Below are 26010 nucleotides of genomic sequence, written 5' to 3'. Positions count from 1 at the left end.
GAGAAGCGCACGATTCCGGGCCATCCCCAACCTCGTGAAAGGCAGCGATGAGCAACCTGCACACCAAGCCGACGCTCGTTGACAAGAGTCAGTCCCTCGGCATGCGGCTGATCACACGGGTCGGCGGTCTGGAGGCGATGAAGAACCCCAGCCTCCGCTCCAAGGTCGAGAAGGCGCTCTACCGCGGGTCGCGCCAGGGCTTCAAGGCGCAGACGGCTGCAGGCCGCGCCTTCCAGCGCACATCCGGCGCGGGCACCGCCACCCGCAACACGCCGGTCAAGCCCAAGCGCGAGTTCGATCTGACGCCGACCGAGGATCAGGAGATGATCCGGCAGGCCGCGCGCGAGCTCGCCGAGGAGGTTCTGCGACCGGCCGGGGCCGAGGCCGACACGAGCCGCTCCGTGCCTGAGTCGGTGCGAGAGTCCGCTGCTCAGCTCGGTATGACGCTGCTCGGCGTGCCTGCCGACCTCGGCGGCGTCGCCGAGGAGGCATCCGCCGTGACCGGGGTGCTGGTGATGGAAGAGCTCGCCCGCGGCGACATGGGCCTCGCCGTAGCCATCATGTCCTCTGCTGCGGTCGCCAATGCGCTTGTCAACTACGGCGATTCGGACCAGCAGGCGACTTTCCTGCCGCCGTTCACCGACGAGAGCTCCCCGGCGACGGGTGCCCTCGCGCTCATGGAGCCACAGCCGCTCTTCGACCCGGCAACGCCCGCGACCACCGGGCAGGTGGAGGGCCAGGAACTCGTGCTTTCCGGCGAGAAGGCACTGGTGCCCGGTGCTGACAGCGCCGACCTGTTCATCGTCTCAGCAACCATCGACGGTGTGCCGCGACTGGTGATCGTCGCGCCCGGCACGCCGGGACTGAGCGTCTCGGACGACCCCGCGATGGGCGTGCGCGCCGCGAACACCGGAGCCCTGCACCTGGAGGATGTGCGGGTGCCGGTCAGCAATCTGCTCGGCACGGCCGACGACCATCGCGATGTCGTCGCGCGCGCCCGGCTGGCCTGGTCGGCCGCCGCGGTCGGCACGGCTCAGGCGGTGCTCGACCACGTGACCATCTACACCAAGGAACGCACGGCCTTCGGCGAGCCGATCGCCTACCGCCAGGCGGTGGCATTTGCCGTCGCCAACATCGCCATCGAGTTGGAGGGGCTGCGCCTCGTCGTATGGCGCGCAGCGGCCCGGCTCGACGCGGGCCGTGACGCCGGTGCTCAGATCGCTCACGCGCGAGCTCTGACCGCGAAGTATGCCGCGCAGATCGGGTCCGACGGAGTGCAGTTGCTCGGCGGTCACGGATTCGTCAAGGAATTCGACAACGAGCGGTGGTACCGCGACCTGCGCGGCGCCGGCCTCTTCGAAGGTGCACTGCTGGTCTGAGTCGGCGCGGCTGCGCCTGTTCACGGGTGCCACGCCCCGAAAGACCAACTGCGACATACGTTCTCATCGACCACACGACAAAGGACCCGACAGATGATCGACCTTGAAGTTCCCAAGAAGTTCGTCCCACTGGTGAAGCAGGCAGCAGGTCTCGCCGACGATGTCTTCCGGCCGATCAGCCGCAAATACGACCTGGCCGAGCACGAGTACCCCCGCGAGCTGGACCTGATGTCCGCGGTGATCGACGGCCTGCAAGATTCCGGGGCCAGCCAGGGCGCCGGCGCGCGCACCACCAGTGCGTCCGAGAACTCCCCGTCGGGTGTCGGTGCGGGCAAGCGCGCGGCTGTCTCCACGGGCAACAAGAACGGCTCCAACCTGTCGTCGGTGCTGTCGATCATGGAGACCTGCCGCGGCGACGTGGGGCTGACACTGTCCATCCCGCGACAAGGCTTGGGCAATGCCGCGATCGCCGCCGTCGCCAATGACGAGCAGAAGGCGCGCTATGGCAGCAAGTGGGCGGCCATGGCCATCACCGAGCCCGACACCGGCTCGGACTCCGGCGCCATCCGCACCACCGCCATCAAGGACGGCGACGACTACGTGCTCAACGGCGAGAAGATCTATGTGACCTCCGGCGAGCGTGCCGAACTCGTCGTCGTCTGGGCGACGCTCGATCGCTCGCTGGGCAAGCAGGCGATCAAGTCGTTCGTCGTCAGCCGCGAGAACCCCGGCCTCAAACTGATGCGTCTGGAGCACAAGCTCGGCATCCGGGCATCTGACACGGCTGCGTTCAGCCTGGAGAACTGCCGGGTGCCGGCGGAGGACCTGCTCGGCGACCCGGAGATCCGCATCGAAGGCGGCTTCGGCGGCGCGATGCAGACCTTCGACAACACCCGGCCACTTGTCGCCGCCATGGCGGTCGGGCTGGCCCGAGCCAGCCTCGACCTGACGACCCAGATCCTCGAAAAGGCAGGCGTCACAGCCGACCTCGCCGCACCTGTGCATACCCAGCCGTATGCCGCCGCACGCCTGATCCAGCTCGAGGCCGACTACGAATCGGCATACCTGCTGGCACTGCGAGCCGCGTGGATGGCCGACAACGGCAAGCCGAACTCGATGCAGGCGTCCATGGCCAAGGCCAAGGCCGGCCGGACCTGCGTCGAGATCGCTCTCACGTGCGTCGAACTCTGCGGGGCGACGGGCTATGCCGAACGCGAGCTGCTGGAGAAATGGGCCCGCGACAGCAAGATCCTCGACATCTTTGAGGGCACCCAACAGATCCAGTTGCTCGTGGTCGCTCGTCGGCTGCTGGAGCTGAACTCCAGTCAGTTGAAGTAGTCGCGACGCACTGGGGTGGTCACGACATACTGGTCGGTGTGACCGAAGACCGCACCCACACCACCGCACCCGGCCACCTGATGGCCGCCGAGATCAGCGAGCAGCCACAGGTTCTCGATCGCATCGCCTCAACTGACACGGAGCCGTTGACTGCACTTGTCCGACATTTGCAGGGGCATCCGACGCGAGCGGTGCTGCTTGCGGCACGTGGCACCTCGGACCACACGGCGCTCTATGCGAAGTACCTCATCGAGACCCAGCTCCGTCTACCCGTCGGTCTGGTCTCGACATCGACCTTCACCGGATACGGGACCCGGCCGGACCTGACCGGTGTGGTCTGGATCTGCGTCAGCCAGTCCGGCGGATCACCCGATCTGGTCGAGTCAACCGCTGCCGCACGCAGCGGCGGCGCACTCACGATCGCAGTCACCAACACACCCTCGAGCCCACTGCAGGATGCCGCCCAATTGCACCTGCCGATGCTCGCAGGACCGGAACTGTCAGTGGCAGCGACCAAGACCTACACCGCCAGCCTGATGCGGCTGTGGCAGCTGGTGACTGCGTGGTCAGGCGGCGATCTAGCGCCCGGACACTTCGTATCCAAGGTCGCGGCGGCAGCGCTCGACCTGCCCGAGGTCGCGCAGGTCGCCTCGCGTTATCGCTTCGTCGACCGCATGGTCACCACGTCACGGGGCTTCGCGTATCCGACCGCGCGTGAGGCAGCACTGAAGCTGATGGAGACCTGCTATCTGTCCGCACACGCCTTCTCCGGCGCGGATCTGCTGCACGGCCCGTTCGCCATGATCGACGAGGACCGCCCGGTCGTGGTGATCGTTCCACCTGGGGCCGGCGGTCAGATGCTCGACCCGGTGCTGGATCGCCTCACCGAGCGAGGCGCGGACGTGTGTCTGGTCGGTGCAACCGGCACCAGGACGGCGCAGGTCCGGATTCCGTTGCCGGAGGACCTGCCGGAGCAGCTGGCGCCGATCGTGCAGATCATCCCGTTGCAACAACTCGCGCTCCAGTTGGCGCTGTCGCGTCATCACGACCCGGACCGCCCGCGGGGTCTGCGGAAGGTGACCGAGACCACCTGAGCAGACGAGATGCGTTGCGGCATACCGAAGTCAGAACAGGGGCCGGTATGCCGCAGGATCAGTCGGCCAGCGCCGCCCGCACCAGAGCGACCAGATCATCGGCCGGCAGACCGAGCCTTTTGACGCGGTCTGCGAAGTCTGCTGCGGCCGCCGCCGCCAGCGCGCGCGAGGCGTCACCGGCCGCGGCTACCCGGGTGCCTGCGCGCCCTGCGGTCTCGATGAGTCCGGCCTGCTCGAGTTCGGAGTACGCCTTCGCTGCGGTGTTGGGCGCGACGGACACCTCGGCTGCGAGCGCGCGGACCGTGGGCAGCCTTGTGCCGACAGGCAATTCGCCGGCCTGGATCTGCGCGGCGATCTGCTCGCAGATCTGTTGGTATGGCGCGATCGGGGACGCGCGATTGATGTGCACTCTCATGGCGCGCCCCGATCGGTGCCCGACCCAAGCTCGGACGGCAGCCAGATCAGCAGACAAGCGATCCCGGCAACGATGCAGCCGATGCGAACGAACGGCCAGCCACCGGCGACTTGTGGACCGGCCGCGGCGAACAGCGCAATCAGGAACAACGGCACCGGTGACAGCGCACGCAGCAGATCTCGTCGGCGCAACTCGCGATCGAGCTGAAATGACCCGTCATCCACCGCAAGTGTCGGCGCCGCGACGATCCAGCGGATCAGTTGACGGGCGCCGGCGGCATACAGAACGGAGCCCACCAAGGTGATGGCGCCGAGGGCCACGCTGCCGCCGGGCGCGAGGATCGCGCACACCGACGTCACCACTGCGACCACAAGCGCACCGAGCGCGGCCATGATGACAGGACGCCCGACATACGTTGTCAGTGTTGCTCTCTCGGGTGTCGCGATCCGGCGCCGCATCCGTCTGGCGAGCGTGCGTTCGCCCATCACGATCCGGCGCCGGATGATCGAGACAGCGCCCAACACGACGACGAAGGTCACCGCTTGCGCGATCGTGAACAGCGTGCGGGATCCATCGACCACGATGATCCACACCAGCAGCACCGCGAGCAGGCCGCACAGGATCATGCCGAGGCGACGGAGCCCAGGCGGCACATCACGGGCCCGACGCCGCGCGGCAGCCAGCGACTGACCCTGTCGGGTCCACGTCGCATCCGGCGCATCGCGTCTCATGACCAGAAAACTAGACCGCCGCAGCCCGGATGGACGGGTGACGCACCGTGATCTGTCCTGCGGTTGGCCAATAAGGCACGCCCTGGCGCTCTGCTCAGACCGTAGGAACCGAAGGTGTGGGCTCCTGCACCACCTCTCGGGCGGTGACCGTCATCAACTGCAGCCAGGGTGCGCCGTAGGTCGTGACCATCGCCGCATCGGCTGCGTCACGCCCCTGCCCGATCTGAACCCGACCTTTGCGCCGGTTGTTGTGGCGCGGGTCAAAATCCCACCATCGGTCGCCGAGCCAGACCTGCACCCAGGCGTGGAAATCCATCGGGGTCGGGTTGGGCGCGACATCGACATCGGGCAGATAGCCAAAGGCATACCGCGCGGGGATGTTCAGAGCCCGGCACATGGTGATCATAAGGTGGGCGAAGTCGCGGCACACACCGACGCCGGAGCTGAACGCGTCCACGCTCGTCGAGGTCGGAACGGTGGATCCCGTTGTATAGACGAGATACTCGTGCACCCAGGTGCAGATCGCCTGAACGCGGGACCAGCCCGTGGGCACGTCTGCGAACAATCGCCAGGCGTGACGGCCGAGTTCGTCCGGCTGACAGAACCGGCTGGCCAGGGTGTAGACGAGGACGTCATCCGGCAGCGTTGCGGCGGGAATCTCGGGCGCTGACTCTTCGGCCTCGTCGATGGCGTCGGGAACCGTTGCCAGTGAATGGTATTCGACGACGCTGACACCGGACGGCAGCTCCAGCCGGGTGCAGGTGTTGCCGAAGGTGTCGGTGTAGTGGTGCAACGGGACGTTCGGCTCGACCGACCACCTGGCATCACTGACCCGGACTCGATCGCTGCCGGCGGCGGTGACCTGGAAGACAGCGGCTGTGGGCCACGCCGCCTGGTGGCGGAAGTAGCAGCCGAGTTCGATGAGCCGAGTGTCCAACGCGAGTTCGCCTTCGTGGTGTACGAGCGGGATGGTCCTTCATCCTCCCCGACGAGACGGACGCGTTGCAATCCAACCCGAAAGGGTGAGAGCGGCCGCGTTGCGCTCTCGATCAGCAGCGCGCTCACGCGTAGCCTCGTGCGGTGAACACCTCTCGACACGGCACCTCTTCCGTTCGAGCTGTCGACCCGGCGCTGCATCAGCAGCCCTCCGTCGGCGCGCTGCCACCCCGGACAGTGCCCGATGGCACTCCGGTCGTTGTTCTTCCTGACACCTGGCAGTTCCACTACGCACCGCACCCGATGGACGTGCCGGACGGCTTCGCTTCTGGAGCACCCTGTGACACGAAATCGATTGCGGTGCCGTCACATTGGCAACTGGAAGGCTACGGAGCGCCGCAGTACACCAACACCGAGTACCCGTTCCCCGTCGACCCACCACGTGCCCCGCGCGGACCGGTGGGCAGTTACCGCTGTATGACGCAGGTACCACCGTCGTGGCTGGATGCCGTCGCGCACGGTGCGCGTGTCGTGCTGCGGACCGAAGGGATCGACTCGTTCGGTGAGTTGTGGTGCAACGGCACGCTGTTGGGAGCCACGGTGGGCTCGCGACTACCGCACGAGTTCGACGTGACCGACCTGGTGCATGACGGTGACAACCTCATCGCCGTGCATGTGCACCAGTGGTCCGCCGCAAGCTACCTGGAGGACCAGGACATGTGGTGGCTGTCGGGCATCTTCCGGCCGGTGACCCTGCGGCTGCTGCCATCCGGACTGCCCTCCGACGTCCGCTGCCACGCGGACTTCGACCCCGCGACAGGCGACGGCATACTCACCGTCACCAGTGATCTCCCAGCCGAGGTCGGCGTGCCGCAACTGGGCATCACCGGAAGCACCGGTGAACCGATCTCCGTCGGCATGGTGCAACCGTGGACCGCCGAAACCCCGCGTTTGTACGACGTCCAGGTGACCACGCCGGCGGGCACAGTCACGCAGCGCGTCGGATTCCGTCGCGTCGACGTCAGTGACGGGGTCTTCCGGCTGAACGGCCGCCGGACCGTTTTGCGCGGGGTCAACCGCCACGACTTTCATCCCGACCGCGGACGGGCGCTGACCCGGGACGACCTGCTGGACGACGTGCTCGTGCTGAAACGCCACAACGTCAACGCCGTTCGCACCTCGCACTATCCCCCGCACCCGGACTTCCTCGACCTCTGTGACGAGTTCGGGCTCTACGTGATCGACGAGTGCGATCTCGAGACGCACGGCTTCGTCGACTTCGGCTGGCGACGGAATCCCTCCGCGGACCCGCAGTGGCGCGACGCGCTGGTCGACCGGATGCGCCGCACCGTGACGCGCGACCGCAACCATCCGTGCGTTGTCATGTGGTCGCTCGGCAACGAAGCCGGCACCGGATCCTCGGTGAGCGCGATGGCGACCTGGTGCCGGGAGGCCGACCCGACGCGACCGATCCACTACGAGCCGGATCAGAACACCGCGGACACCGACGTGTGGTCGCAGATGTATCCCGGGCATGACGCGGTCAGCGCCATCGCCGACCGCGCCGAGCCGGCGCTGCCGGATGTGCACGCCGATGCCGCCCGACGTGGAAAGCCCTACATACTCTGCGAATTCGCGCATGCGATGGGCAATGGTGCCGGCGCCACTGCGGAGTATCTGCGAGATGTCGAGCGCAGCGACCGGATGATCGGCGCCTTCGTGTGGGAGATGTTCGACCACGGGTTGCGGACCTCGATCGACGGGCGCCCCACCTGGGGGTACGGCGGAGACTTCGGCGAAACGCTGCACTCAGGCAACTTCTGCTGCGACGGTCTGCTGTTCCCAGACCGCACACCCTCCCCCGCGATGCTCGATTGGGCCGCGCTCAACGCACCTGCGCGGATCAGGGTCACCGACCATGAGGTGCACGTGCGTAACATCCGTGACCACCGCGACACGTCCGACCTGAGCTACCGCTGGACCATCACGGACGAATCCGGCAACGAGTATGACGGGCCTCTCATCATCCCGCCGATCGCGCGCGGCGCGAGCGTCACCGTGGCGCTGCCGGTGGAAGTGCTCGACATTTTCGACGCGCCGCATGGCGAACTGGCCGTGACGGTCCACGCCTACTTGACCAACGAAACGGCATACGCACCAGCAGGTTTCGAGGTGTCGAACAGCACTGCCGAGATCCCGGCGACCGCGGGTGCCGAGGACGACACAGCAGTCGCTGTAGTCGCCCCCACTCCGACTGCGCGCACCCTCACCGTCGGCCCCGCCGAAATCAACCGTGCCACCGGCATGCTGACGCGACTGTTCGGCAACCCGCTCGCCGGCCCGAGCCTGACGCTGTGGCGCGCGCCCACCGACAATGACCACGGTGGCGGCCTGAACGGCGACCTCACGCCGGTTGCCACCCACTGGTCGCGCATGGGCCTGCACCGGTTGACCCACGAGTTGCTGGACCTGCAGGTCGACGACCGTTCGATCGTCACGATGGTGCGGTCCGCTCCTGCGGACAGCGACATCGCGGTGGTGACCCGGGCGGTGTGGTCGGCGCAGACCGACGTCGTGCGGTGCCACCTGAGCTGCACGCCCGAGGGCGAGTGGTCACACCCAGTCGCCCGCATCGGCTGGATGCTTCAACTGCCAGACTGGACAGGCGATTTCACCTGGTGGGGCGACGGCCCGGGCGAGTCATATATCGACAGCCGCAACGGGACCCGCCTCGGTCTGTGGCGACGCTCGCTGGATCAACTGCACACGCCATACGTGCGGCCGCAGGAGAACGGACAGCGCAGCAACGTGCGATGGGGCGAGTTGCAAGCCACGGACGCAGCAGACGTGACCGGGCTGCGAATCGCCGCCGATCGTCCGATCGGTATGACGGTCCGGCGTCACAGTCTCGATCAGCTCGCGCGCGCCGCGCATGACAGTCAACTCGAGGCGGAAGGCACCACCTGGTGGCATCTGGACGTCGCCCAACACGGGCTCGGCTCGGCCGCGTGCGGACCCGAACCGTTGCCACAGCACACGCTGATGATGCAGCCGCAGGCGCTCACGCTGCGTTTCACCGCGACCGGCTGAGCGTTCGCACCTCCTGCCACACCTCGTCGTTGTGCTCGCCGATCGCGGGCCCGGCCACGTCACGGTCCTGGTGTGCGACCACAACAACGCGAATCAGCGCACGACGACACGGTGCTGCGCGTCGGTGCGTCTGGTCCAGCCGCGTCGGTCGAGGTGCTCCAGCAACGGTATGACGATGCGCCGTGTGGTCGAAAGCGCCTGTCGTGCCTCACTGGTCGTGAACGGCTGGGGAAGCCGGCTGAGTTCGCGCATCGCCAGCGCGGGCGTGCTCGGCAGCAGCACCACGCCGTCGTCGAGGCGCAGAAGGCGGCCGAGGCGTTCGGCCGCCGCCAGTTCGCGTGCACCGATGCCGAGCGCTATCAGGTCGTCCGTCTCCGGGGCATCGAACGGTCGGGCCGTCAGCCGCGCCTCGATGGCAGTGATGCCAGGCTCGGCGCGTCCGAGTGACGCCTCGCGAGCCGGGTCGCTGATCAAGCCGTCGCTGAGCCGCAAGCCGGCAACAGCAGCGACCTCCGGCACGAGTGCAGTGTCGGGCATGCCGAGCCGGTCACGTACTGCCGACGTGGTGAGACCGCCGGACAACGGCTGCTCGGTATGGTGCTGGGCAACCACGTCGCGCAGGCGGTCCACCCAGGCGGCAAAGACCGTGCCGTCGATCCACCACTCCCCGACCGCGCGGATCCCGTCGGGTGGATCTGCGTGCGGCGCAGTGAGATTCAGCCGGACCAGGTGTGCCTGCCTGACCGCGCCGCGCCGTCGCACCTCGTAGCCGAGGTCCCCCGCTGCAGGTAGCTGGGCCAGCACCTGGCCTCGCCTTGCGGCATCGCCGCGTCGGCCGAGCGCCGGGGGGTCTGCGTCTGCCACCTGCACACCGCCCAGCACACGCCGGGATCCGGGATGCCGCAGCACGATGCGGTCGGCGTGCACCACCGGCACCGGCCACGTGAACGTCAACCGGGCGTGCCGATCGGTGAATGATCGCAATCTGCCTGGTATGGCTGCAGTTCCGACGTGTGCGATGACCTCGACGGGCACCTCGTCCAGCGGCACCCCGCTGACTCGGCGCACGTCGACCGTCGCTGTCCAAGGCCAGGCCCCGGGCGAGATCAGGACATCACCACGATGGATCTCCGTTGCGCCTCGACCGCGGAGATTGACGGCAACTCTGCTCACCGGACCGACCCGATCGTGCGCCTGGCCATGGCGCTGGAGGCCGCGAATCGTCACGGCATAGGTGTGCTCACCAGAGGCCAGGTCCAGTTGCTGACCGACCGCGAGCGTGCCACCCGCGAGGGTGCCGGTCACGACGGTGCCGGCACCGTTGATCGAGAAAGAACGATCCAGCCACATGCGTACGCGGTCGTCCACTGCGGGCCGCGGCACCCTGGCAAGCACCTGATCCAGCGTCCTCCGAAGGTCATCCATGCCGGTCCCGGTCACCGCGGAGACGCCCACGACCGGCGCATCCCGCAGTCCCGTGTGCGTCAGCCCGGCACGCGCCTCAGCCATGACCTCGGTGACGCGGTCGGGCGCCAGATCGCAGCGGCTGATCACGACCAACCCGTGCTGTATGCCGAGCGCCGCGATCGCGTCAGCGTGCTCGGCCGACTGGGCCCGCCAGCCCTCGTCGGCCGCGACAATGAAACACACGACTGGCACCGGGCCCAGTCCGGCGAGCATGTTGCCGATGAAGCGCTCGTGTCCGGGGACGTCGACGAAGGCAGCTTCTCGTCCGGATGGCGTTGTCAGCCAAGCGAATCCGAGGTCGATGGTCAGCCCACGCCGTTGCTCCTCGGCCCAACGGTCGGGCTCGGTGCCGGTGAGCGCGCGCACGAGGGTGCTCTTGCCGTGATCGACATGACCGGCGGTCGCGATGACGTGCACGGTTCAGTGCTCCGGTGTCACGGCGGGCTCACCATCGTTCGGCACCAGAGTCGTCAGAGCGTCGCGGACGGCAACAGCAAGCCGATCGTCGTCGGCTTCGGGAATGCAGCGCAGATCCAGCAGCAGCACGCCCTCGTGCAGGCGCGGCAGCACCGCTGGGTCTCCGGTGCGCAACCGCCGCGCCAGCTCGGTCGGCGGGGCGCCGCCGGCAGTGATCGCAACCGCCCAGCCAGGCAGCGGCACGCCCGGTGCTCCCCCGCCCCCGACCCTGCCGTCATGAGTGACCACCTCGGCATCGATTGCTGCGGCAAGTCGGCGGGCGCGTTCTTCCATCCGGCCCGCGTCGGCGTGCAGCGCACTCTCGACCGGCGTGCTCGGGCCATCGAGGGTCGCTTCGAGAGCGGCGAGCGCGAGCTTGTCCGCGCGCACGGCCCGAGCCAACGGGTGCCGCGCCATACGTTCGACGAGGTCGGCGCGCCCGAGCACCAGACCCGCCTGTGGACCGCCGAGCAGTTTGTCCCCACTGGCGGTCACGATGTCGGCGCCGGCCCTCAGAGCCGACGCCGCATCGGGCTCGTCGGGCAACAATGAGTCTGGGTGCAGCAGTCCGCTGCCGAGGTCCGCAACGAGCGGTATGCCGGATCTGTCTGCCGCTGAACGCAATTGGGCGATATCCACCTCGGCGGTGAAGCCCTGGACACGGAAGTTGCTCGGATGCACTTTCAGGATGCATCCGGTCTGCGGACCGATCGCGTCGACGTAGTCACGCAGGTGCGTGCGGTTGGTGGTGCCGATTTCGCGAAGCCGCGCGCCGGTCGATTCGATGAGATCGGTCAGCCGGAAGCCTGCGCCGATCTCGATGAGCTCGCCACGGCTGACGATCACCTCGGCGCCGGCTGCGAACGTGGTGGTCGCGAGCACCAACGCGGCGGCGCCGTTGTTGACGATCAGCGCGTCCTGCGCCGCCGGACAATGCCGCAGCAGCGCGGCGCGCGCCGACATACCTCTCTTGGACCGCACACCCGTGGCGAGGTCGAGCTCGACGTCGACATAGCCGCTGGCGGTGACCAAGGCGTCGACAGCGGCAGCTGACAGCGGCGCCCGGCCGAGGTTGGTGTGGATGACCACACCCGTCGCGTTGAGCACCGGTCGCGCAGCGATGCTCCCTCGACGTGCGAGTGCTTCGGCGACGCTTGACTCGACCTGCTCGGGTGCTATCTCGCCGTGGCGCGCACGCTGCTGCACACCCGCGATGACATCGCGGATCACCTGCTCGCTGACCGATGCCCGGGCGGCTTCGACAGGGGCCGACCGCAGGATGTCGTCGGTCCGCGGGATACGCCTGCGCGGGTCGGTCATTGGCACGGAATCTCCTTGCACCACAGTGCTGTTGGCGGAAGCGGACGGGAATCGAACCCGCCAGGCCGAGATACTCGGTCTCACCGGTTTTGAAGACCGGGGGGCCCACCAGGAACCCTGACGCTTCCGCAGGCCAAGCTAGCGAATCTTCGGCAGGCATAGGGTCGGAGGGTGACCGAGACCCAGTCGACACCGCCGTCCGAGGCTGCTGCAGCGCGCCTGACGAGCTACGCGCACGGGGGTGGTTGCGCGTGCAAGATCCCGCCGGGCGAGCTTGAGGACGCCGTGCGGGGTCTCACCGGACAAGCCGGTCCTGACGTGCTGGTCGGCCTCGACGACGGTGACGACGCCGCGGCGATCCGACTGCGCGACGACCTGGCTTTGCTGTCGACCGCCGACTTCTTCACGCCGGTCGTCGACGACGCCTTCGACTGGGGTCGCATCGCTGCAGCCAACGCCTTGTCGGACATCTACGCCATGGGCGGCACCCCGGTCGTCGCGATCAACCTGGTCGGCTGGCCGCGCGGAGTGCTACCGATGGAGCTGATGACGGAGGTGCTGCGCGGGGGGCTGGCCGTCGCCGGCGAGGCGGGCTGCCCGGTCATCGGCGGCCACACGATCGACGATCCGGAACCCAAGTACGGTATGGCGGTGACCGGGGTCGCGCACCCGGATCGACTGCTGCGCAACGACGCCGCCGTCCCCGGACGGCCACTCACGTTGACCAAGCCCCTGGGCACCGGCCTGCTGAACAACCGGCACAAGCAGACCGGCGAGACCTCACCGGAGGCGCTGGCGGTCATGACCGGCCTCAATCGCGATGCGAGCGTGGCCGCACTGGCCGCCGGTGCGAGGTGCGCCACCGACGTGACCGGCTTCGGCCTGCTCGGACACCTGCACAAGCTCTGCCGCGCATCCGGCGTCGGCGCGGTGATCGACATCGCCGCTGTGCCGGTGATCGACGGTGCGCGCGAGGCGCTGCGCGACGGCTACGTCTCGGGCGGCACTCGGCGCAACCTGGACTGGGTGCGTCCGCATCTCGCCACGACGGCAGCCATCACCGAGAACGACCTGCTGCTGCTCGCCGACGCGCAGACGTCGGGTGGCTTGCTCGTGGTCGGCGAAGTGCCGGGTCATCCGGTGATCGGCCACACGACAGCAGAAGCCGGCATCAGCATTCGCTGAGACCTGCGCGTCGGAGCTTGCCGGCCCGCGGGCGGTTGGCGGTCGGCGGTCGGCTTCAGCGGGAGTAGTGCCGCTGAATCGCGCGCACCGACTCCGGAATCGGCACGTCGTCGTGATTCCACTCATCGCGTTGCGGTTCGCCGGCCGTGAGCCGCAACGGCACGATGCCGGTCCAGACCGGGGCTGCCGGCACGGTGGCATCGTCATACTCGGGTGGCTCGGACCCGCCGACTCGCCCCCTGTAGAGCCAGGAGCCTTCGCGGATCGGCAGCGCGAGGCAGACCGTCGCCGCGAGTTCTTTGCGCGTGCTCGGCACGACCTCGCCGGTGCGACCGGGAAACAGTCGGTCGGTCAGTCGCTCGAGACCGGTGACCGCGGAATCGCCGCTGAGGTGCACGAGCGTGCCGCGCAACACCGCGCTGCGGTAGTTCGCCGACGACTCGAACGCGTTGTACGCCACGACATAACCGTCCAGCGAGTACACCGTGAAGGCCGCGGGTGCCCCTTCGGTCACCTGCCGCAACGCACCGGCTCCGGTCGACCCGTGCAGTATGACGTTGTCACCGTCGCGGGCGAACAGCATCGGCACCGACCACGGCATACCGTCCAGCACCGTCGACAGCACTCCGACCGACACCTCGTCCAGCAGCGCGTCCAGGGTGCTGCGGTCCGCGCTCGCGCGGCCCTCCTTGCGGGTCAAGCTGTTCAGCGGGTCGTAGCTCATCGCGCCATGATGGCAGTGACGCCTCATGCGCGACCGGCATACGGGCGATTCCATCCGGCCGGCTTTCCGATAGCCGTCGGCCGCCTCACTGGCGTTGGCGAAGCCCTTGGTGGAGAAACTGCAGAGCCGGGACGGTGCTCTACCAGAACGACCATCTCGATGAGATGCGCGCATTTCGCGACGCCGGACCGACATACCCGATCTTCGTGGTGCCTGAGTTCGCCCCGGATCACGCTGTTCGAACATGTCGGCGACAACGACAAATCCGTCATTTCGGTGGCGCCCGAGGACCTGCCAACAGATTTCTTGGCCCGGGTGAACTGACGGACGGGCTCACGGGGCCAGACCTGGCGGCGACGGGGAGACGACCAACGCCTGCGGCGTATCGAAAGTCGCCGATCTGGCGAGCCAGTGGAACCGGTCGTCATGACTGCCTCCGCGTGGGATGTGAGAAGTCGCCGATTCGGCGAGTACGGCGACGGGTTACAACTGACAGCCACCAGAAGTCGCCGACTCGGCGAGTTCCGCTTGGGTGGTGAGGCAGCATGCACGACATACGTCGCCGATCCGGCGAGTTCGGCGCGAGTTCGCATCTCGCTAACGAAGTAAGTCGCCGATGCGGTCGATTTCACCGCCACGCAAGACTCACTGGCCTCACTCATCACGTCAGCCCCACATAACTCGCCGATTCGGCGAGTACGGCGACGGGCTGCCTCTGACGGCCACCAGAAGTCGCCGATTCGGCGAGTTGCTATGTGTGCCAACTGATTCGGCGCTCGAGACCGACCGAGCCTCACGCCGTGGTGATCGAGTCCTCGGTGACACCGGCCGCCCGTCGGGCAGCGAGACGTCTCTTCTGTGGTTCGACGGTGTACTTCGGATCCTTCGCGGAGGCGATCCCGGCAGCCAGCACGCCGAAACGCGTCAGCGCCGATGCGCCCATCAGCGCCGCACCGCACACCGCCGCCGGGATCCGCCGGCGCCCGACCAGCAGGGTGCCGACGCCACCGGCAACGGCGAGCCGCTCACTCCAGGCCATCAGCTGACCGGGTCGGCCGTGGTGCAGCGGCTCGACCGTGAGCGGGTCCATCCGACTCTCCATGTATTTCGTCGCCATCACATCGCCGACGACGCCCATCACCGCGAGCGCCCGCGCGGGCCTGGTCTCACGCACCGGCGTGGTGATCATGGCCAGACCGCCCGCCGCCAAGCTCGCCGAGCTGACGAAGACGAACGGCAGATCACGGTGCGCGGCATTCCAGGTGGGGTTCGCGGTGTCGGACAACAAGACCGCCGTGTATGCCGCGAGCGGTGGTGCGAAGGCCGCCGCCGCGAAACCGGCCGGTCCTTCGATCAGCGCGACCGCCTTGCGCACCGGACCCAGCGGAATCCGTTCTCCGGTCAAGCGATCCAGCTCGCCTGCGACGGCCAGCGACATACTGACGCTGAATGCCGTGAGGATCCACGAGCCGATGCTCATCGGCGAGGTCAGCTTGATCGTGCGCAGCATGTTGTAGAACCGGTCAGGTCGACCAAGGTCCTTGACCAACGCGGCACCGCCGACTGCCACCGCAGCCATCGCACCCAGACGAGCGTTGCGGCGCAACAGGTTTCGCCCGGTGAGCAGCGCCCCCAGCGCAAGCAATCCGGAGCCGCCGGCCACCCCGCCGAGAAACAGGTAGGCCGCGACCTCTGGCCCCCACGGTGGGGGCTTGACCACGTTGTGCCCGTAGTACGAAGTGAATTCGACCTCCGGCACCATCAGCATCTCGACCGAGCCGTCACCGCGGCCCTCGGACGTGCGCCGACGGCTGCGTTGCGCCTTGCCGAAGCGGCGCTTGCGCGGCGGCTCGGGCGGGCGGAACTGGTCGTAGTCGGACAGCGTCATCGGCGACCACCGAGGAAGGCCACCGACGCGGCCGCGATCATGCCGATCGCCGCGAGTCCGGCGCGCCGGAACATCTCCGGCAGGTCCGCCGTCGGCACCCGCGGGTCCGGCGGCAGGCCGTAGACCTCGGGCTCGTCCAGCAGCAGGAACATCGCGCCGGTGCCGCCCACGCCGTCCAACTCGTTGGCGCCGTAGAGCCGCGCCTCCGTCATCCCCTGCGCGTGCAACTGGTCGACGCGCTCGCGCGCCGCGTGCACCAGGTCGGTGTGATCGCCGAACTTGATGGACGTCGTCGGGCAGGTCTTGGCGCAAGCGGGTGTCTCGTCATCCAGCAGCCGGTCGTAGCACAACGTGCACTTCTGCGCGACGCCGCGCTTGGGCACCTGCGGCTGTTCGCCCTTCTTGTCACCGTCGCGCGCTGTGGGTGCCGCGGTGCCGTCGCTGCGCCGCTCGACGACACCGAACGGGCACCCGGCCACGCAGGTGCCGCAGCCGTTGCACACGTCGGCCTGCACGACCACCGAGCCGAACTCCGTGCGAAACAACGCTCCCGTCGGGCAGACATCCAGACAGCCGGCGTGGGTGCAGTGCTTGCACACGTCCGATGCCATCAGCCAGCGGAACTCAGGCGTGTCCGGCGGAGCCGTGTCAAGTGCTACATTCTCGAAAACCGTTGCGCTGACTCTGCTTTCATCCCCTTCGGAGCCGGGCGTACTCCCCCGTTCGGTATGACGCGGCGCGCGCACCGTCGGCATCCCGAGATCGACCAGGCGCGCGCCGGACTTGCGGGCGGCGGCGATCCGCTCGCCGTCCTGCTCGATGAAGGCCACGTGTCGCCACGTGCTCGCGCCCAGCGCCACGGTGTTGTCGTAGGACATGCCGGTGAGTTCGAGATCGCCATCTCGCGGGTTGCGATTCCACTCCTTGCACGCGACCTCGCACGCTTTACAGCCGATGCAGATCGAGGTGTCGGTGAAGAAGCCCTTGCGTTCGTGATGCACCGGCCAGTGCGCATCCGCCGCGGGGTCGGTCGGTCCGCTCAACTGTCGCCCGAAGACCCGACTGGTCGAGGGATTGATCCGGCTCGCCATCAGTTGTCGCCTTCCTGGTCGCGCAGCGGCGTCACCCGGTCGTTGTCGGTCTGCGTCGTGACGCCTGCCCTGCGACGGTATTGCTGCACCAACTCATCCGCTGCGGCGCCCCGCGGACGGCGTCCGGCGATGATGTCGAGCGAGGCCACCTTGGATTCCTGGATCTGCACGTTCGGGTCGAGGGTGACCCCGAGCAGGTCGTTCGCGGCATCGCCGGTGATCAGCGCCTCGTCGCCCACGGCCCAGTGATAGGGCAGGCCCACCTGATGCACAAGGCGGCCGTTGATCGTCAGCGGCGTCATCCGTTCAGTGACCAGCACGCGGGCCTCGATGACCGCACGAGGTGAGATCAAAGTCGCCCATCCCTCGTTGACCAGACCGCGTTCGGCGGCCAGCGCCGGTGACACCTCGCAGAACATCTCCGGTTGCAACTCCGACAGATACGGCAGGAACCGGCTCATGCCGCCGGCGGTGTGGTGCTCGGTCAGCCGGTAGGTCGTGAACACGTAGGGGTAGACGTCGGCCCCCGGCATACCGAAGCTGGGTGCGTCGAGGTTGTCGGTGCGCGGGAAGACCACCCGCGACGGGCTCTGCTGCTGGCGGTACAACGCGTTGCCGACTGGTGACTCCTGTGGCTCGTAGTGCGTCGGCAGCGGCCCGTCGACCAATCCCTTGGGCGCGAAAAGCCATGCCTTTCCGTCCGATTGCATGATGAACGGGTCGTCGCCGCTGAGTGCGGCAGGGCCGCCGAGGTCGGGATCGGGGCGTGCGTGTGGTGCCCGGTCGACCGGGAAGTCAGGCACGTCGTCACCGGTCCACCGGCCCTGGTCGGCGTCCCACCAGACGTACTTCTTGCGCTCGCTCCAGGGCTTGCCGTCAGGGTCGGCCGACGCGCGGTTGTAGAGGATCCGACGGTCGGCCGGCCACGCCCAGCCCCACTGCGACTGCGACACGCCGTCGCCGCCGTGCGGCACGCGACGGGCTGCCTGGTTGTGAGCACCGGCATACACCCCGGTGTAGATCCAGCAGCCACTCGACGTGCTGCCGTCCGCCTTCAACTGCGTGTATGACGACAACGCCTCACCGGCATCCGGTCCCGTCAACTGCGTGCCGTTGATCTCGGCCAGCACCGACTCGGGCTCGGGGTCGCCGCGGTCGTCGAGGTCGTAGTCCCAGGTGAGGTCGAGCAGCGGGCGGTCACGCTCATCTGTGGAGTCAGCCAGCAGTTGCCGGATGCGCACGCCCAGGTGGTAGAAGAAGTCGAGCTCGCTCTGGCACTCCCCCGGTGCATTCAGCGCCTTGTGCCGCCACTGCAGCAGCCGCTGCGTCTGGGTGAAGGAGCCGGCCTTCTCCACGTGCGTCGCCGCCGGCATGAAGAAGACCTCGGTGTCGATGTCTTCGGATCGTGTTTCGCCAGAGGCGATTTCGGGGCTGTCCTTCCAGAAGGTCGCCGTCTCGATCATGCGAAGGTCACGCACGACCAGCCACTTCAGGTGGGCCAGGCCGGCCCGCTGCTGACGGGCATTCGCCGAACCGACGGCGGGATTCTGCCCGAGCACGAAGTAACCCTCGACCTGGTCCTCCAGCATGCCCACCACGGTTTGGTAGGTGCCGTGTGGACCGCTCAGCCGCGGCAGATAGTCGAACGCCCAGGAGTTGTCCTCTCGCGCCGCATCACCGAAGTACGCCTTCATCAGACTCACGAAATACGAGTCGGCCTCGGTCCAGAAACCCTTCTGCTTCTTCGACGCGATGGAGGCCAGATAGTCCGGCAGCGTGTCGTGCAGCGCGGCCGACGGCATCGGCAGATAGCCCGGCAGAAGGTTGAAAAGCGTTGGTATGTCAGTGGATCCCTGAATGCTGGCGTGTCCACGCAGCGCCATGATCCCGCCGCCGGGTCGACCGACGTTGCCCAGCAGCAGCTGCAGGATCGCAGCGGTGCGGATGAACTGCGCACCCAGGCTGTGCTGGGTCCAACCGGTCGCATACCCCCAGCAGGTGGTGCGTTCGCGACCAGAGTTCTTGGTCACCGCGTCGGCCAGGAAGCCGAAGTCGCGTTCATCGATGCCGCACAGGTCACTCACCATCTGCGGGGTGTACCGGCTGAAGTGGCGTTTGAGGATCTGGAAGACGGTGCGCGGGTCCTGCAGCGTCTCGTCGCGCTCGACGCCCGCGTGCTCCAGGGACGGGCCCCCGCTGCCGTGATGATCACCGGGCGCGCGATGGGTCGCCTCGGACTCGGCATGCTCGTCCCCCGGGCTGCCGATCGGATCCCCCTGGGCGTCGGCATACGACCATGAACTGGTGTCGTATGTGCCTGTCTCCGGGTCGAATCCGGAGAACAGGCCGTCGAGATCCTCGGTGTCGCGGAAGTCCTCGCTCACCAGCGTCGCGGCATTGGTGTACGCCAGCACGTACTCCTTGAACCACAACTCGTTGCTGATGACGTGATTGATGAGCGCACCGAGCAGCACGACGTCGGACCCGGCACGTATGGCGATGTGCTTGTCCGCCACGGCGGAGGTGCGGGTGAAACGCGGATCGACGTGAATCACGGTGGCGCCACGGGCTTTTGCCTCAGCGACCCACTGGAATCCCACCGGGTGCGCCTCTGCCATGTTGCCGCCCTGCAGCACGATGCAATCGGCGTTGGCCATGTCCTGCAGCGTTTGGGTGGCGCCGCCGCGCCCGAAGGAGGCTCCCAGACTGGGAACCGTGGCGGAGTGTCAAATACGCGCTTGGTTCTCGATCTGTATGGCGCCCGCCGCGGTGAACAGCTTCTTGATCAGGTAGTTCTCTTCGTTGTCCAGCGTGGCTCCGCCGAGGCTGGCGATGCCCATCGTGCGACGCAGCAGGCGGCCCTTCTCGTCGCGCTCCTGCCACCCGTTGCGGCGGGAGGCGACGAAGCGGGAGGCAATCATGTCGATCGCCTTGTCGCGGTCAAGGCGTTGCCACTGTGTCGATTTCGGCGCCCGGTAGAGCACGTTGATCTGCCGGTTCGGCGCGTTGACCAACTGCTCGCTGGCCGAGCCCTTGGGGCACAACCGCCCCCTGCTGATCGGCGAGTCCGGGTCACCCTCGATCTGAACGACCTTTTCGTCCTTGACGTAGACCTTCTGACCACAGCCGACGGCGCAATACGGACAGACGCTGCGCACGACCCGATCGGCCGTGGCATTGCGACTGGTGGTCTCGCGCGTGGTCGGCGAGGCGACCGCCGGACCCCGTCCGAGGTAGTCGCCTGACCGGAGTTGCCGGAACACCGGCCATTCCAGAGGGGTCAGACGCTTCACAAGAGCCGACATTACTCCGTCATACATCTCGGTCGGCCCACCCCGAGGGGGTGGCACAGACGCAGGATTCGCGCTGGTTGCTGGAGTAGCCTTCCGCCTGCGTTGTGGAGGCGAATCCGTGTCGGCCGGCACGGGTTCTGAGCGGGTGGAGACTCTTGGATCGTTCGCCAGACATCACCTTCGGCCTGTTAGGGCCACTGTCGGTGAGCGTCGACGGCGTCCAGTTGCCGGTCTCGGCGGCGAAGCAGCGCGTGATCCTGGCTGCGCTGCTGCTCGAGCCGGGGCGCCCGGTCTCGTCGGCGCGCCTCATCGACGCCGTCTGGGGCGAGCAGGCGCCCGATGGCGCCGGCGACACGCTGCGCGCTTATGTCATGCGATTGCGGAAGGTGCTGGGACCGCTCGCCTCCCGGCTGCGCACCCAGGCCCCCGGCTACGTCCTGGACGCCGACCCTGCTCAGATCGACATCGACCAGGTGAAAACGCTTATCGAGCAAGCACATTCGGCGAGCGGTCGGCACGAATGGTCGGTCGCTCTGGAGACCTCGCAGCGGGCACTGGCGCTGTGGCGCGGACCGATGCTCGCCGACGTGCCGTCGGAGCTGTTGCACCTGGATGTCGTGCCGGTCGTGGAAGAACTGCGGTGGCAGGCGCACGACGTGCACGCCGCCGCTCAGCTGCAGCTGGGCCGCTACGAGGAGTTGATCCGCGACCATCGCACGCTCAGCGCGGCGCACCCGCTGCGCGAGTCGGTGTCCGCTCGGCTGATGCAGGCACTCGCCGAGAGTGGTCGCCGCGACGAGGCACTTGAGGTCTATCGCGCCCAGCGTGAGCGCCTGATAGATGAGCTTGGAATCGAGCCGGGCCAGCAACTGGCGTCGCTGCACCAACAGGTGCTCAACGGCACGGTCGCCCCGCACGCCACGACCGGGGCAAGCGGACCGGTGCAGCTGCCTGCAGACGTCGCCGACTTCGTCGGGCGTGAGACCGAGCTCGAGTCAGGTCGGTCTGCGCTGGCAGGTGGACAGACCCTGATCGTCACGGGTGCGGCCGGTTTGGGCAAGACCGCGCTGGCTGTTCGCCTCGCGTATGACGTGCTCGACTCCTACCCCGACGGCGCGTTGTATGCAGACCTGCGTGAGGAATCGCTCGGCAGCGTGGAGCACATCGTGACCGGCTTCCTGCGAGCACTCGATGCTTCGGCCGTCGTGCCCGACACGATCGCCGCCAAGACCGCGATGTTCCGCGCAATGGTGCGGCAGAAGCGAGTCCTCGTGCTGCTGGACAACGTCGAGAGCGCGTCGCAGATCGACCGGCTGATCCCCGCCGGCCCAGGGTCCGCCTGCATCATGACCACCCGCCGGACTCTCGCCGAAGTCGCCGGGGCCCGTCGCCTCACCCTCGATCCTTTGTCGAGTGAAGACTGCGTGCGGATGTTCAGCAGGGTCATCGGTGACGACACGATCGCCGACTCCGCGCAGGTGCGCGAGGTGATCGTCCCTGCCTGTGGCGGTATGCCGATCGCGATCCGGATCGTGGCCAGCCGGCTCGCGGTCGGCTCGAAAGCCACCGTGCAGCGGATTGCCGACCGGATCGCCGATCCGGCCCGGCGCCTGGACGTGTTGCAGGTCGGGGATCTGCGGATTCGGAATGTCTTCGCGGCCGGATATGAGTCGCTCGGTCAGCCGCGCGACGGAGAGCTGGATCGGCGGCTCGCCTTCCGCACCCTCGCTCTGGCGAACATCCAGGAACTGGATCCGATGGCCGCTGCCGCCATGCTCGACTGTCCGGTGCCGCGCGTCGAGGCGATCGTCGACGAGCTCGCCGAGGCCCGCATGATCGACATCGCCCCGGACCAGGCGGTGGTTTATCACGATCTGTTGCGGGCGTACGCCCTCGACCTGCCGGCCTCCGCGGACGAACGCCACTTCGGTGTCGAGGCGGTGGAGCGGCTGGTGCGGTGGTATGCCGTTGCGGCGTTGCGTGCTGGGCGTGCCATCGACCGAAGAGTCGCCGAGGGCGTTGAGATCGCCGGAGCCACCGGAGCCGAGCTGCCGATGTTCACGAGTGTCGAGGACGCTGTGGCCTGGATGGACCGGCACTACCCCAGTGTCTGCATCGCCATGCAGCAGGCGATCGACCATCGGCTCGACGACGTGAGCTGGACCTTCCCGGTCGCGCTCTGGGGATACTTCAGCTATCGCCGACTGCTGGAGGACTGGGCGTCGATGCTGCGGCTCGGGCTGACGTCGGCCGAGCGTTGTGAGGACCTCTCGGCGCAGGCGCGCATACACAACAACCTGGCAACCTCGCTGCAGGATCTCGGCGAACTCGACGAGGCTGCAGACCACTTCCGGAATGCCCTCGATCTGAGGACCGCTCTGGGCGATGTTGCCGGCCAGGCGGCTGTGCGGATGAACTTGGCATATCTGGAGTTCTCGACCGACCAATTCGATTCTGCCTGTACGGGATTCGAGAATGCGGTCGGGCTGTGGCGCCAGTGCGACAACCCACTCGGCCTGGCGAGCGCGTTGCTCGGCCTGACCGAAGCCGCCATACAGAACGGTCTGGACGGTCCTGCCGAGAAATCCGCCCTCGAAGCCGCACAGATTTGCGAACGCGAGCGCTTCGACTTCGGTCACGCGGATGCCCTCAGTTGTCTGGCGCTGGTGCACCTGCACCGATCAGACTTCGACCAAGCGCTGCGCTTGAGCCGACAATCGGTCGAGATCCGCCCGGCCCCGGTGCACGGAACTGCCGTGGCGACACTTCGTATGGCGCAGGCTCTGTTCGGCCTTGGCCAACTGAGTGAAGCGCACGACAGCGCGCAGTCGGCACGCGCGCTCTTCGAGGCACTTGGCAACGAGAGCTACTTCGTCGGGCGCGCCGACGACCTCATTGCAGAATGTGAGGCCGCCGGTGCGCTTCCGCATCCAAGAGGCTGAGGATCACGGGTAACCCTGGCAGCAGGATCCGGTCTGAGCATCGACCCCGACGCTGCGAGTCGCGAAGGAACTGGCGGGTTGCACACCATCTGTCCAGGTGAGCTGACTCGGCGCGGAGGTGCCGATCCAGTTGGTCGCATACACCCAGCCGCAGGTCGTCTTGGTGTCGGTCACGACGGCAGTGGTCGTCGGCGCCTCGACCCACACTCCGCCGACCGGCGTCTTCGTTTTCGTGGAGTCGTTCTTGTGCCAGTACTCCGGCGTGTATGCCGTAGCCGCGGTTGAGGACTTCCAGCTGACGGCGACGACCTTGCCGTTGAAGGTGAAAACGGCGTCGGTCGGCGGAGCGGGAGCAGTAAGCAGGTTACTCGGCGCCGACACCTTGGACGCGACGTTCTCAGGCGTCTCAGCGTAGGCGTACGCGACATAGTCGACGCAGCCGGTCTTGTAGGTGGTTGTGGCATTGACCGGAATTGGCTGCGCCGCCGACTTGCCCGAGACCTTGCCGAGCGTCAGTGTGGCGGTCCGGGCGGACGCCGGAGCAGTCGTGCTCGCCTTCACCTTCGAGTTGCCCTTGCAGTACAGCTGGATGACGTAGTAGCTGGGATTTCCGGACGCGCCCGTCCAGGTGGCGATGGCCTGTTCGTTGGGGGCGATGGTCAACGTCAGGTGACCGGGCGCCCCGGGCGCGACGGCGCCGGCGGTGACCGCCCGCGCCGGCCCGGTGGCGGCGAAGGCGATCGCCGGGGTGGCGACCGCAGCCGCGGCAGCCATGCAGGTCGTCGCGACGACCGTGGTGGCGAGTCTCATCATGTGCTCCTTGCATCGCATCCGCCCCCGGTGATCGACGGCGTTTCTGGTCCAACGCGACAGACGCTACGAGAGCGGCGTGACGCGAGCGTGACGTCACACAGCCGTCACGGCGACGACATGGCCGGTCGCAACGCTCATCCACATCGACGGCGGCCGCGAATGGAGGCCCTCGACGACATCCATGTCATCTCCTGAAGCTGAAAGAAGCTCGTCATGAACCTCAAGAAGACCACCATCACCATGCTCGTCGCCGGCAGTTTCGCGGTCGCCCCGGCAGCATTCGCCGCCACCGGCACCGCCGCGCCTCACGCCGCGCCAAGAGTCGGCCGCTCAACCGTCACGACCACTCCGACCACCGTGGAGCCCGCCCTGACCGGCACTCAGATCCACCAGCGCGCCTTGGCGTGGATCGACGAGCATGTTCCCTACAGCCAGACCACGTATGTCGACGGGCCCGCGCCATACGTCGGGCCTTATCGCACCGACTGCTCCGGATTCGTCTCGATGGCGTGGGGACTGAACACCTCAGACACGACACAGAGCCTGAGAGGAGTGGCCACCCAGATCACCGACTCCCAGCTGCAGATGGGCGACATCCTCGACTACAACAGCACAAAGGATCCGACCGATGGCTCGCACGTGGTCATGTTCGTGTCGTGGGCGAATGCGCAGCACACGGCGTACCTCGCCGATGAGAACGACGGTCAGCAGGGCGCTGTCGAGCACGTCATACCGTTCCCCTACTACCCGGGTGTGATGGACGGCAGCTCGACGTGGATCGCCTACCGTGACAACAACTTGGTCCCTCCGGTGGCGCCACCCGTGACGGGCCGGGTGACCGGCAAGATCGCGATGGTCACTCGGGCCAACGGCGAGGTCGACGTCGTCGCGCCGCTGCCCAAGACCGGGCAACTGGTCGAATATGTGCGACCGGCGGGTTCGACGACCTGGAGCGCGCGACCGATCAGCGGAGCGTTCGGATCATCGCCGTCGCTCTCGCTGTCGTCGGCCGGCGCGCTCGATCTGGTGTATCAGGGCGCCGGCGGAACCCAGTTGTGGCGGGCGCATCAGGCTTCGACCGGCGCGAGTTGGGCTCTGGACAAGGTGACCGGCGCCTTCGGCTCCGACCCCGTGGCAGTCACCAGATCGTCCGGTGAGCTCGATGTCGCGTATGTCGGTGCTGGTGGCACGCAGATCTGGATCGCGTCGCAGCCGTCCGGAAAGAACTGGTCGGTCAACAAGGTCACCGGTGCGTTCGGCAACCAGCTCACCGCCGGTCTCAGCAGCGACAGCAAGACTCTCGATCTGGCGTATGTCGGCGCCGGCAGCACTCAGATCTGGCAGACCAGCGCCGCGAACGGCTCGGACACCTCGTGGTCGGAGAGCAAGGTGACCGGCGCCTTCGGGTCCGACCCCGTCCTGCTGCAGCAGCCCGACGGCAAGCTCGACGTGGCGTATGTCGGAGCCGGCAGCAGCCAGATCTGGTTCGCGACCGGCACACCTGGCTCGTGGGCGCTGCAGAAGGCAGTCGGCGCCTTCGGTGGCGACTTGGGCACCGGCCTGTCGTCGAATGGCACCTTCGACATCACGTATGTCGGATCCGGAAGCACCCAGCTGTGGCGCACCGTGCACCCGGTGGGTGGAAGCAGCTGGGCAGGCGCGAAGCTGACCGGCGCTTTCGGATCTGAGGCAGCGACCACCATGCAGGGATCCGGAACGACCGAAACGGCATACGTCGGTGCGGGATCCGACCAGCTGTGGCTCGCGACGCAACCGTCCGGCGGCACTGTCGTCGGCAAGATCGGCACCGGCACCACGGCCAGCGCCAGCTGAGACTGTCGACGGCCG

18 protein-coding genes and 1 tRNA gene are annotated in these 26010 nt (G+C 67.5%); 8 read left to right on the top strand and 11 right to left on the bottom strand.

Translation table 11 applies throughout. The annotated features are described in order from the left end of the window. The first annotated feature begins 47 nt into the window (after positions 1–47). From BKA23_RS05610 to BKA23_RS05600, 3 genes are all read left to right on the top strand, one after another. The gene (locus tag BKA23_RS05610) at positions 48–1379 is read left to right on the top strand and encodes an acyl-CoA dehydrogenase family protein (protein ID WP_145226273.1); all 1332 of its coding nucleotides are present in this window, start codon (positions 48–50) and stop codon (positions 1377–1379) included. A 93-nt stretch (positions 1380–1472) separates the two neighbouring features. Further along, the gene (locus BKA23_RS05605; protein WP_145226271.1) at positions 1473–2717 is read left to right on the top strand and encodes an acyl-CoA dehydrogenase family protein; all 1245 of its coding nucleotides are present in this window, start codon (positions 1473–1475) and stop codon (positions 2715–2717) included. 38 nt (positions 2718–2755) lie between these two features. Continuing rightward, complete coding sequence (locus BKA23_RS05600) at positions 2756–3811, top strand: SIS domain-containing protein (RefSeq protein WP_246104473.1); 1056 nt, start codon at positions 2756–2758, stop codon at positions 3809–3811. Positions 3812–3869: 58 nt separating this feature from the next. Here the strand turns inward: BKA23_RS05600 and BKA23_RS05595 are convergent, their stop codons facing one another. From BKA23_RS05595 to BKA23_RS05585, 3 genes are all read right to left on the bottom strand, one after another. Then, positions 3870–4226 carry a GntR family transcriptional regulator gene (locus BKA23_RS05595; protein WP_145226269.1) on the bottom strand — a complete coding sequence of 119 codons (357 nt, stop codon included), beginning with the start codon at positions 4224–4226 and terminating at the stop codon, positions 3870–3872. Continuing rightward, positions 4223–4957, bottom strand: coding sequence for a hypothetical protein (locus tag BKA23_RS05590; protein ID WP_145226267.1), 735 nt, complete (start codon positions 4955–4957; stop codon positions 4223–4225). The genes BKA23_RS05595 and BKA23_RS05590 overlap by 4 nt, the downstream gene beginning before the upstream one ends. A 94-nt stretch (positions 4958–5051) precedes the next feature. Continuing rightward, complete coding sequence (locus BKA23_RS05585; protein ID WP_145226265.1) at positions 5052–5894, bottom strand: transglutaminase-like domain-containing protein; 843 nt, start codon at positions 5892–5894, stop codon at positions 5052–5054. Positions 5895–6037: 143 nt separating this feature from the next. Between BKA23_RS05585 and BKA23_RS05580 the strand changes: the two genes are divergently transcribed. Continuing rightward, positions 6038–8983: a glycoside hydrolase family 2 TIM barrel-domain containing protein gene (locus BKA23_RS05580; RefSeq protein ID WP_145226263.1), complete on the top strand. Its 2946-nt coding sequence runs from the start codon at positions 6038–6040 to the stop codon at positions 8981–8983. Positions 8984–9076: 93 nt separating this feature from the next. On the opposite strand, the gene selB is transcribed toward BKA23_RS05580, so the two are convergent. The 3 genes from selB to BKA23_RS05565 form a co-directional block, all read right to left on the bottom strand. Continuing rightward, positions 9077–10867 (bottom strand): selenocysteine-specific translation elongation factor, encoded by a 1791-nt coding sequence (gene selB / locus BKA23_RS05575; RefSeq protein ID WP_145226261.1) that lies wholly within the window; start codon positions 10865–10867, stop codon positions 9077–9079. A 3-nt stretch (positions 10868–10870) separates the two neighbouring features. Beyond that, positions 10871–12232, bottom strand: a complete 1362-nt coding sequence (selA, locus tag BKA23_RS05570; RefSeq protein ID WP_145226259.1) for an L-seryl-tRNA(Sec) selenium transferase — start codon at positions 12230–12232, stop codon at positions 10871–10873. Between the two features lie 26 nt (positions 12233–12258). Then, positions 12259–12354, bottom strand: a tRNA-Sec gene (locus tag BKA23_RS05565). Between the two features lie 43 nt (positions 12355–12397). Here BKA23_RS05565 and selD point away from each other — a divergent pair. Continuing rightward, the gene (gene selD, locus BKA23_RS05560; RefSeq protein ID WP_145226257.1) at positions 12398–13411 is read left to right on the top strand and encodes a selenide, water dikinase SelD; all 1014 of its coding nucleotides are present in this window, start codon (positions 12398–12400) and stop codon (positions 13409–13411) included. Positions 13412–13466: 55 nt separating this feature from the next. On the opposite strand, the gene BKA23_RS05555 is transcribed toward selD, so the two are convergent. Continuing rightward, positions 13467–14135 (bottom strand): pyridoxamine 5'-phosphate oxidase family protein, encoded by a 669-nt coding sequence (locus BKA23_RS05555; RefSeq protein ID WP_145226256.1) that lies wholly within the window; start codon positions 14133–14135, stop codon positions 13467–13469. Positions 14136–14299: 164 nt separating this feature from the next. Here BKA23_RS05555 and BKA23_RS17955 point away from each other — a divergent pair, with 164 nt between their 5' ends. Continuing rightward, a complete protein-coding gene (locus BKA23_RS17955; RefSeq protein WP_246104472.1) occupies positions 14300–14674 on the top strand; it encodes a phenolic acid decarboxylase in 375 nt (124 codons plus the stop codon). 254 nt (positions 14675–14928) lie between these two features. Here BKA23_RS17955 and nrfD read toward each other — a convergent pair whose 3' ends face one another. Genes nrfD through fdh form a run of 3 tightly spaced genes read right to left on the bottom strand, consistent with a single transcriptional unit; the run spans position 14929 to position 20419 of the window. Then, on the bottom strand, positions 14929–16023 hold the full coding sequence (nrfD, locus tag BKA23_RS05545) for an NrfD/PsrC family molybdoenzyme membrane anchor subunit (RefSeq protein WP_145226254.1): 1095 nt from the start codon (positions 16021–16023) through the stop codon (positions 14929–14931). Continuing rightward, positions 16020–17114 carry a 4Fe-4S dicluster domain-containing protein gene (locus tag BKA23_RS05540; RefSeq protein WP_145226252.1) on the bottom strand — a complete coding sequence of 365 codons (1095 nt, stop codon included), beginning with the start codon at positions 17112–17114 and terminating at the stop codon, positions 16020–16022. The genes nrfD and BKA23_RS05540 overlap by 4 nt, the downstream gene beginning before the upstream one ends. Beyond that, complete coding sequence (gene fdh / locus BKA23_RS05535) at positions 17114–20419, bottom strand: formate dehydrogenase (protein WP_246104471.1); 3306 nt, start codon at positions 20417–20419, stop codon at positions 17114–17116. Before fdh ends, BKA23_RS05540 begins: the two co-directional genes overlap by 1 nt. Positions 20420–20562: 143 nt before the next feature. On the opposite strand from fdh, the gene BKA23_RS05525 reads away from it, so the two are divergent. Further along, positions 20563–23349 (top strand): AfsR/SARP family transcriptional regulator, encoded by a 2787-nt coding sequence (locus BKA23_RS05525; RefSeq protein ID WP_170226383.1) that lies wholly within the window; start codon positions 20563–20565, stop codon positions 23347–23349. A gap of 3 nt (positions 23350–23352) precedes the next feature. Here the strand turns inward: BKA23_RS05525 and BKA23_RS05520 are convergent, their stop codons facing one another. Next, entirely contained in the window at positions 23353–24159 is an 807-nt protein-coding gene (locus tag BKA23_RS05520; RefSeq protein WP_145226246.1) for a hypothetical protein, read from the bottom strand. 216 nt (positions 24160–24375) lie between these two features. Here BKA23_RS05520 and BKA23_RS05515 point away from each other — a divergent pair, with 216 nt between their 5' ends. After that, positions 24376–25995, top strand: a complete 1620-nt coding sequence (locus BKA23_RS05515; protein ID WP_145226244.1) for a PLL family lectin — start codon at positions 24376–24378, stop codon at positions 25993–25995. Positions 25996–26010 lie beyond the last annotated feature (15 nt).

It is taken from the genome of Rudaeicoccus suwonensis, from assembly GCF_007829035.1.
In the GTDB taxonomy this organism is placed as follows: domain Bacteria; phylum Actinomycetota; class Actinomycetes; order Actinomycetales; family Dermatophilaceae; genus Rudaeicoccus; species Rudaeicoccus suwonensis.
Note: the sequence above shows the minus strand (reverse complement) of the source record. Positions and strands in the feature narration are given on the sequence as shown.

Bases quoted from the DNA above. Each gene is read 5' to 3' on its own strand.
- BKA23_RS05540 (WP_145226252.1), bottom strand. From the start codon at position 17,114: ATGGCGAGCCGGATCAATCCCTCGACCAGTCGGGTCTTCGGGCGACAG.
- BKA23_RS05555 (WP_145226256.1), bottom strand. From the start codon at position 14,135: ATGAGCTACGACCCGCTGAACAGCTTGACCCGCAAGGAGGGCCGCGCG.
- BKA23_RS05520 (WP_145226246.1), bottom strand. From the start codon at position 24,159: ATGAGACTCGCCACCACGGTCGTCGCGACGACCTGCATGGCTGCCGCG.
- BKA23_RS17955 (WP_246104472.1), top strand. From the start codon at position 14,300: ATGCGCGCATTTCGCGACGCCGGACCGACATACCCGATCTTCGTGGTG.
- BKA23_RS05605 (WP_145226271.1), top strand. From the start codon at position 1,473: ATGATCGACCTTGAAGTTCCCAAGAAGTTCGTCCCACTGGTGAAGCAG.
- BKA23_RS05595 (WP_145226269.1), bottom strand. From the start codon at position 4,226: ATGAGAGTGCACATCAATCGCGCGTCCCCGATCGCGCCATACCAACAG.
- nrfD (WP_145226254.1), bottom strand. From the start codon at position 16,023: ATGACGCTGTCCGACTACGACCAGTTCCGCCCGCCCGAGCCGCCGCGC.
- BKA23_RS05590 (WP_145226267.1), bottom strand. From the start codon at position 4,957: ATGAGACGCGATGCGCCGGATGCGACGTGGACCCGACAGGGTCAGTCG.
- BKA23_RS05515 (WP_145226244.1), top strand. From the start codon at position 24,376: ATGAACCTCAAGAAGACCACCATCACCATGCTCGTCGCCGGCAGTTTC.
- BKA23_RS05610 (WP_145226273.1), top strand. From the start codon at position 48: ATGAGCAACCTGCACACCAAGCCGACGCTCGTTGACAAGAGTCAGTCC.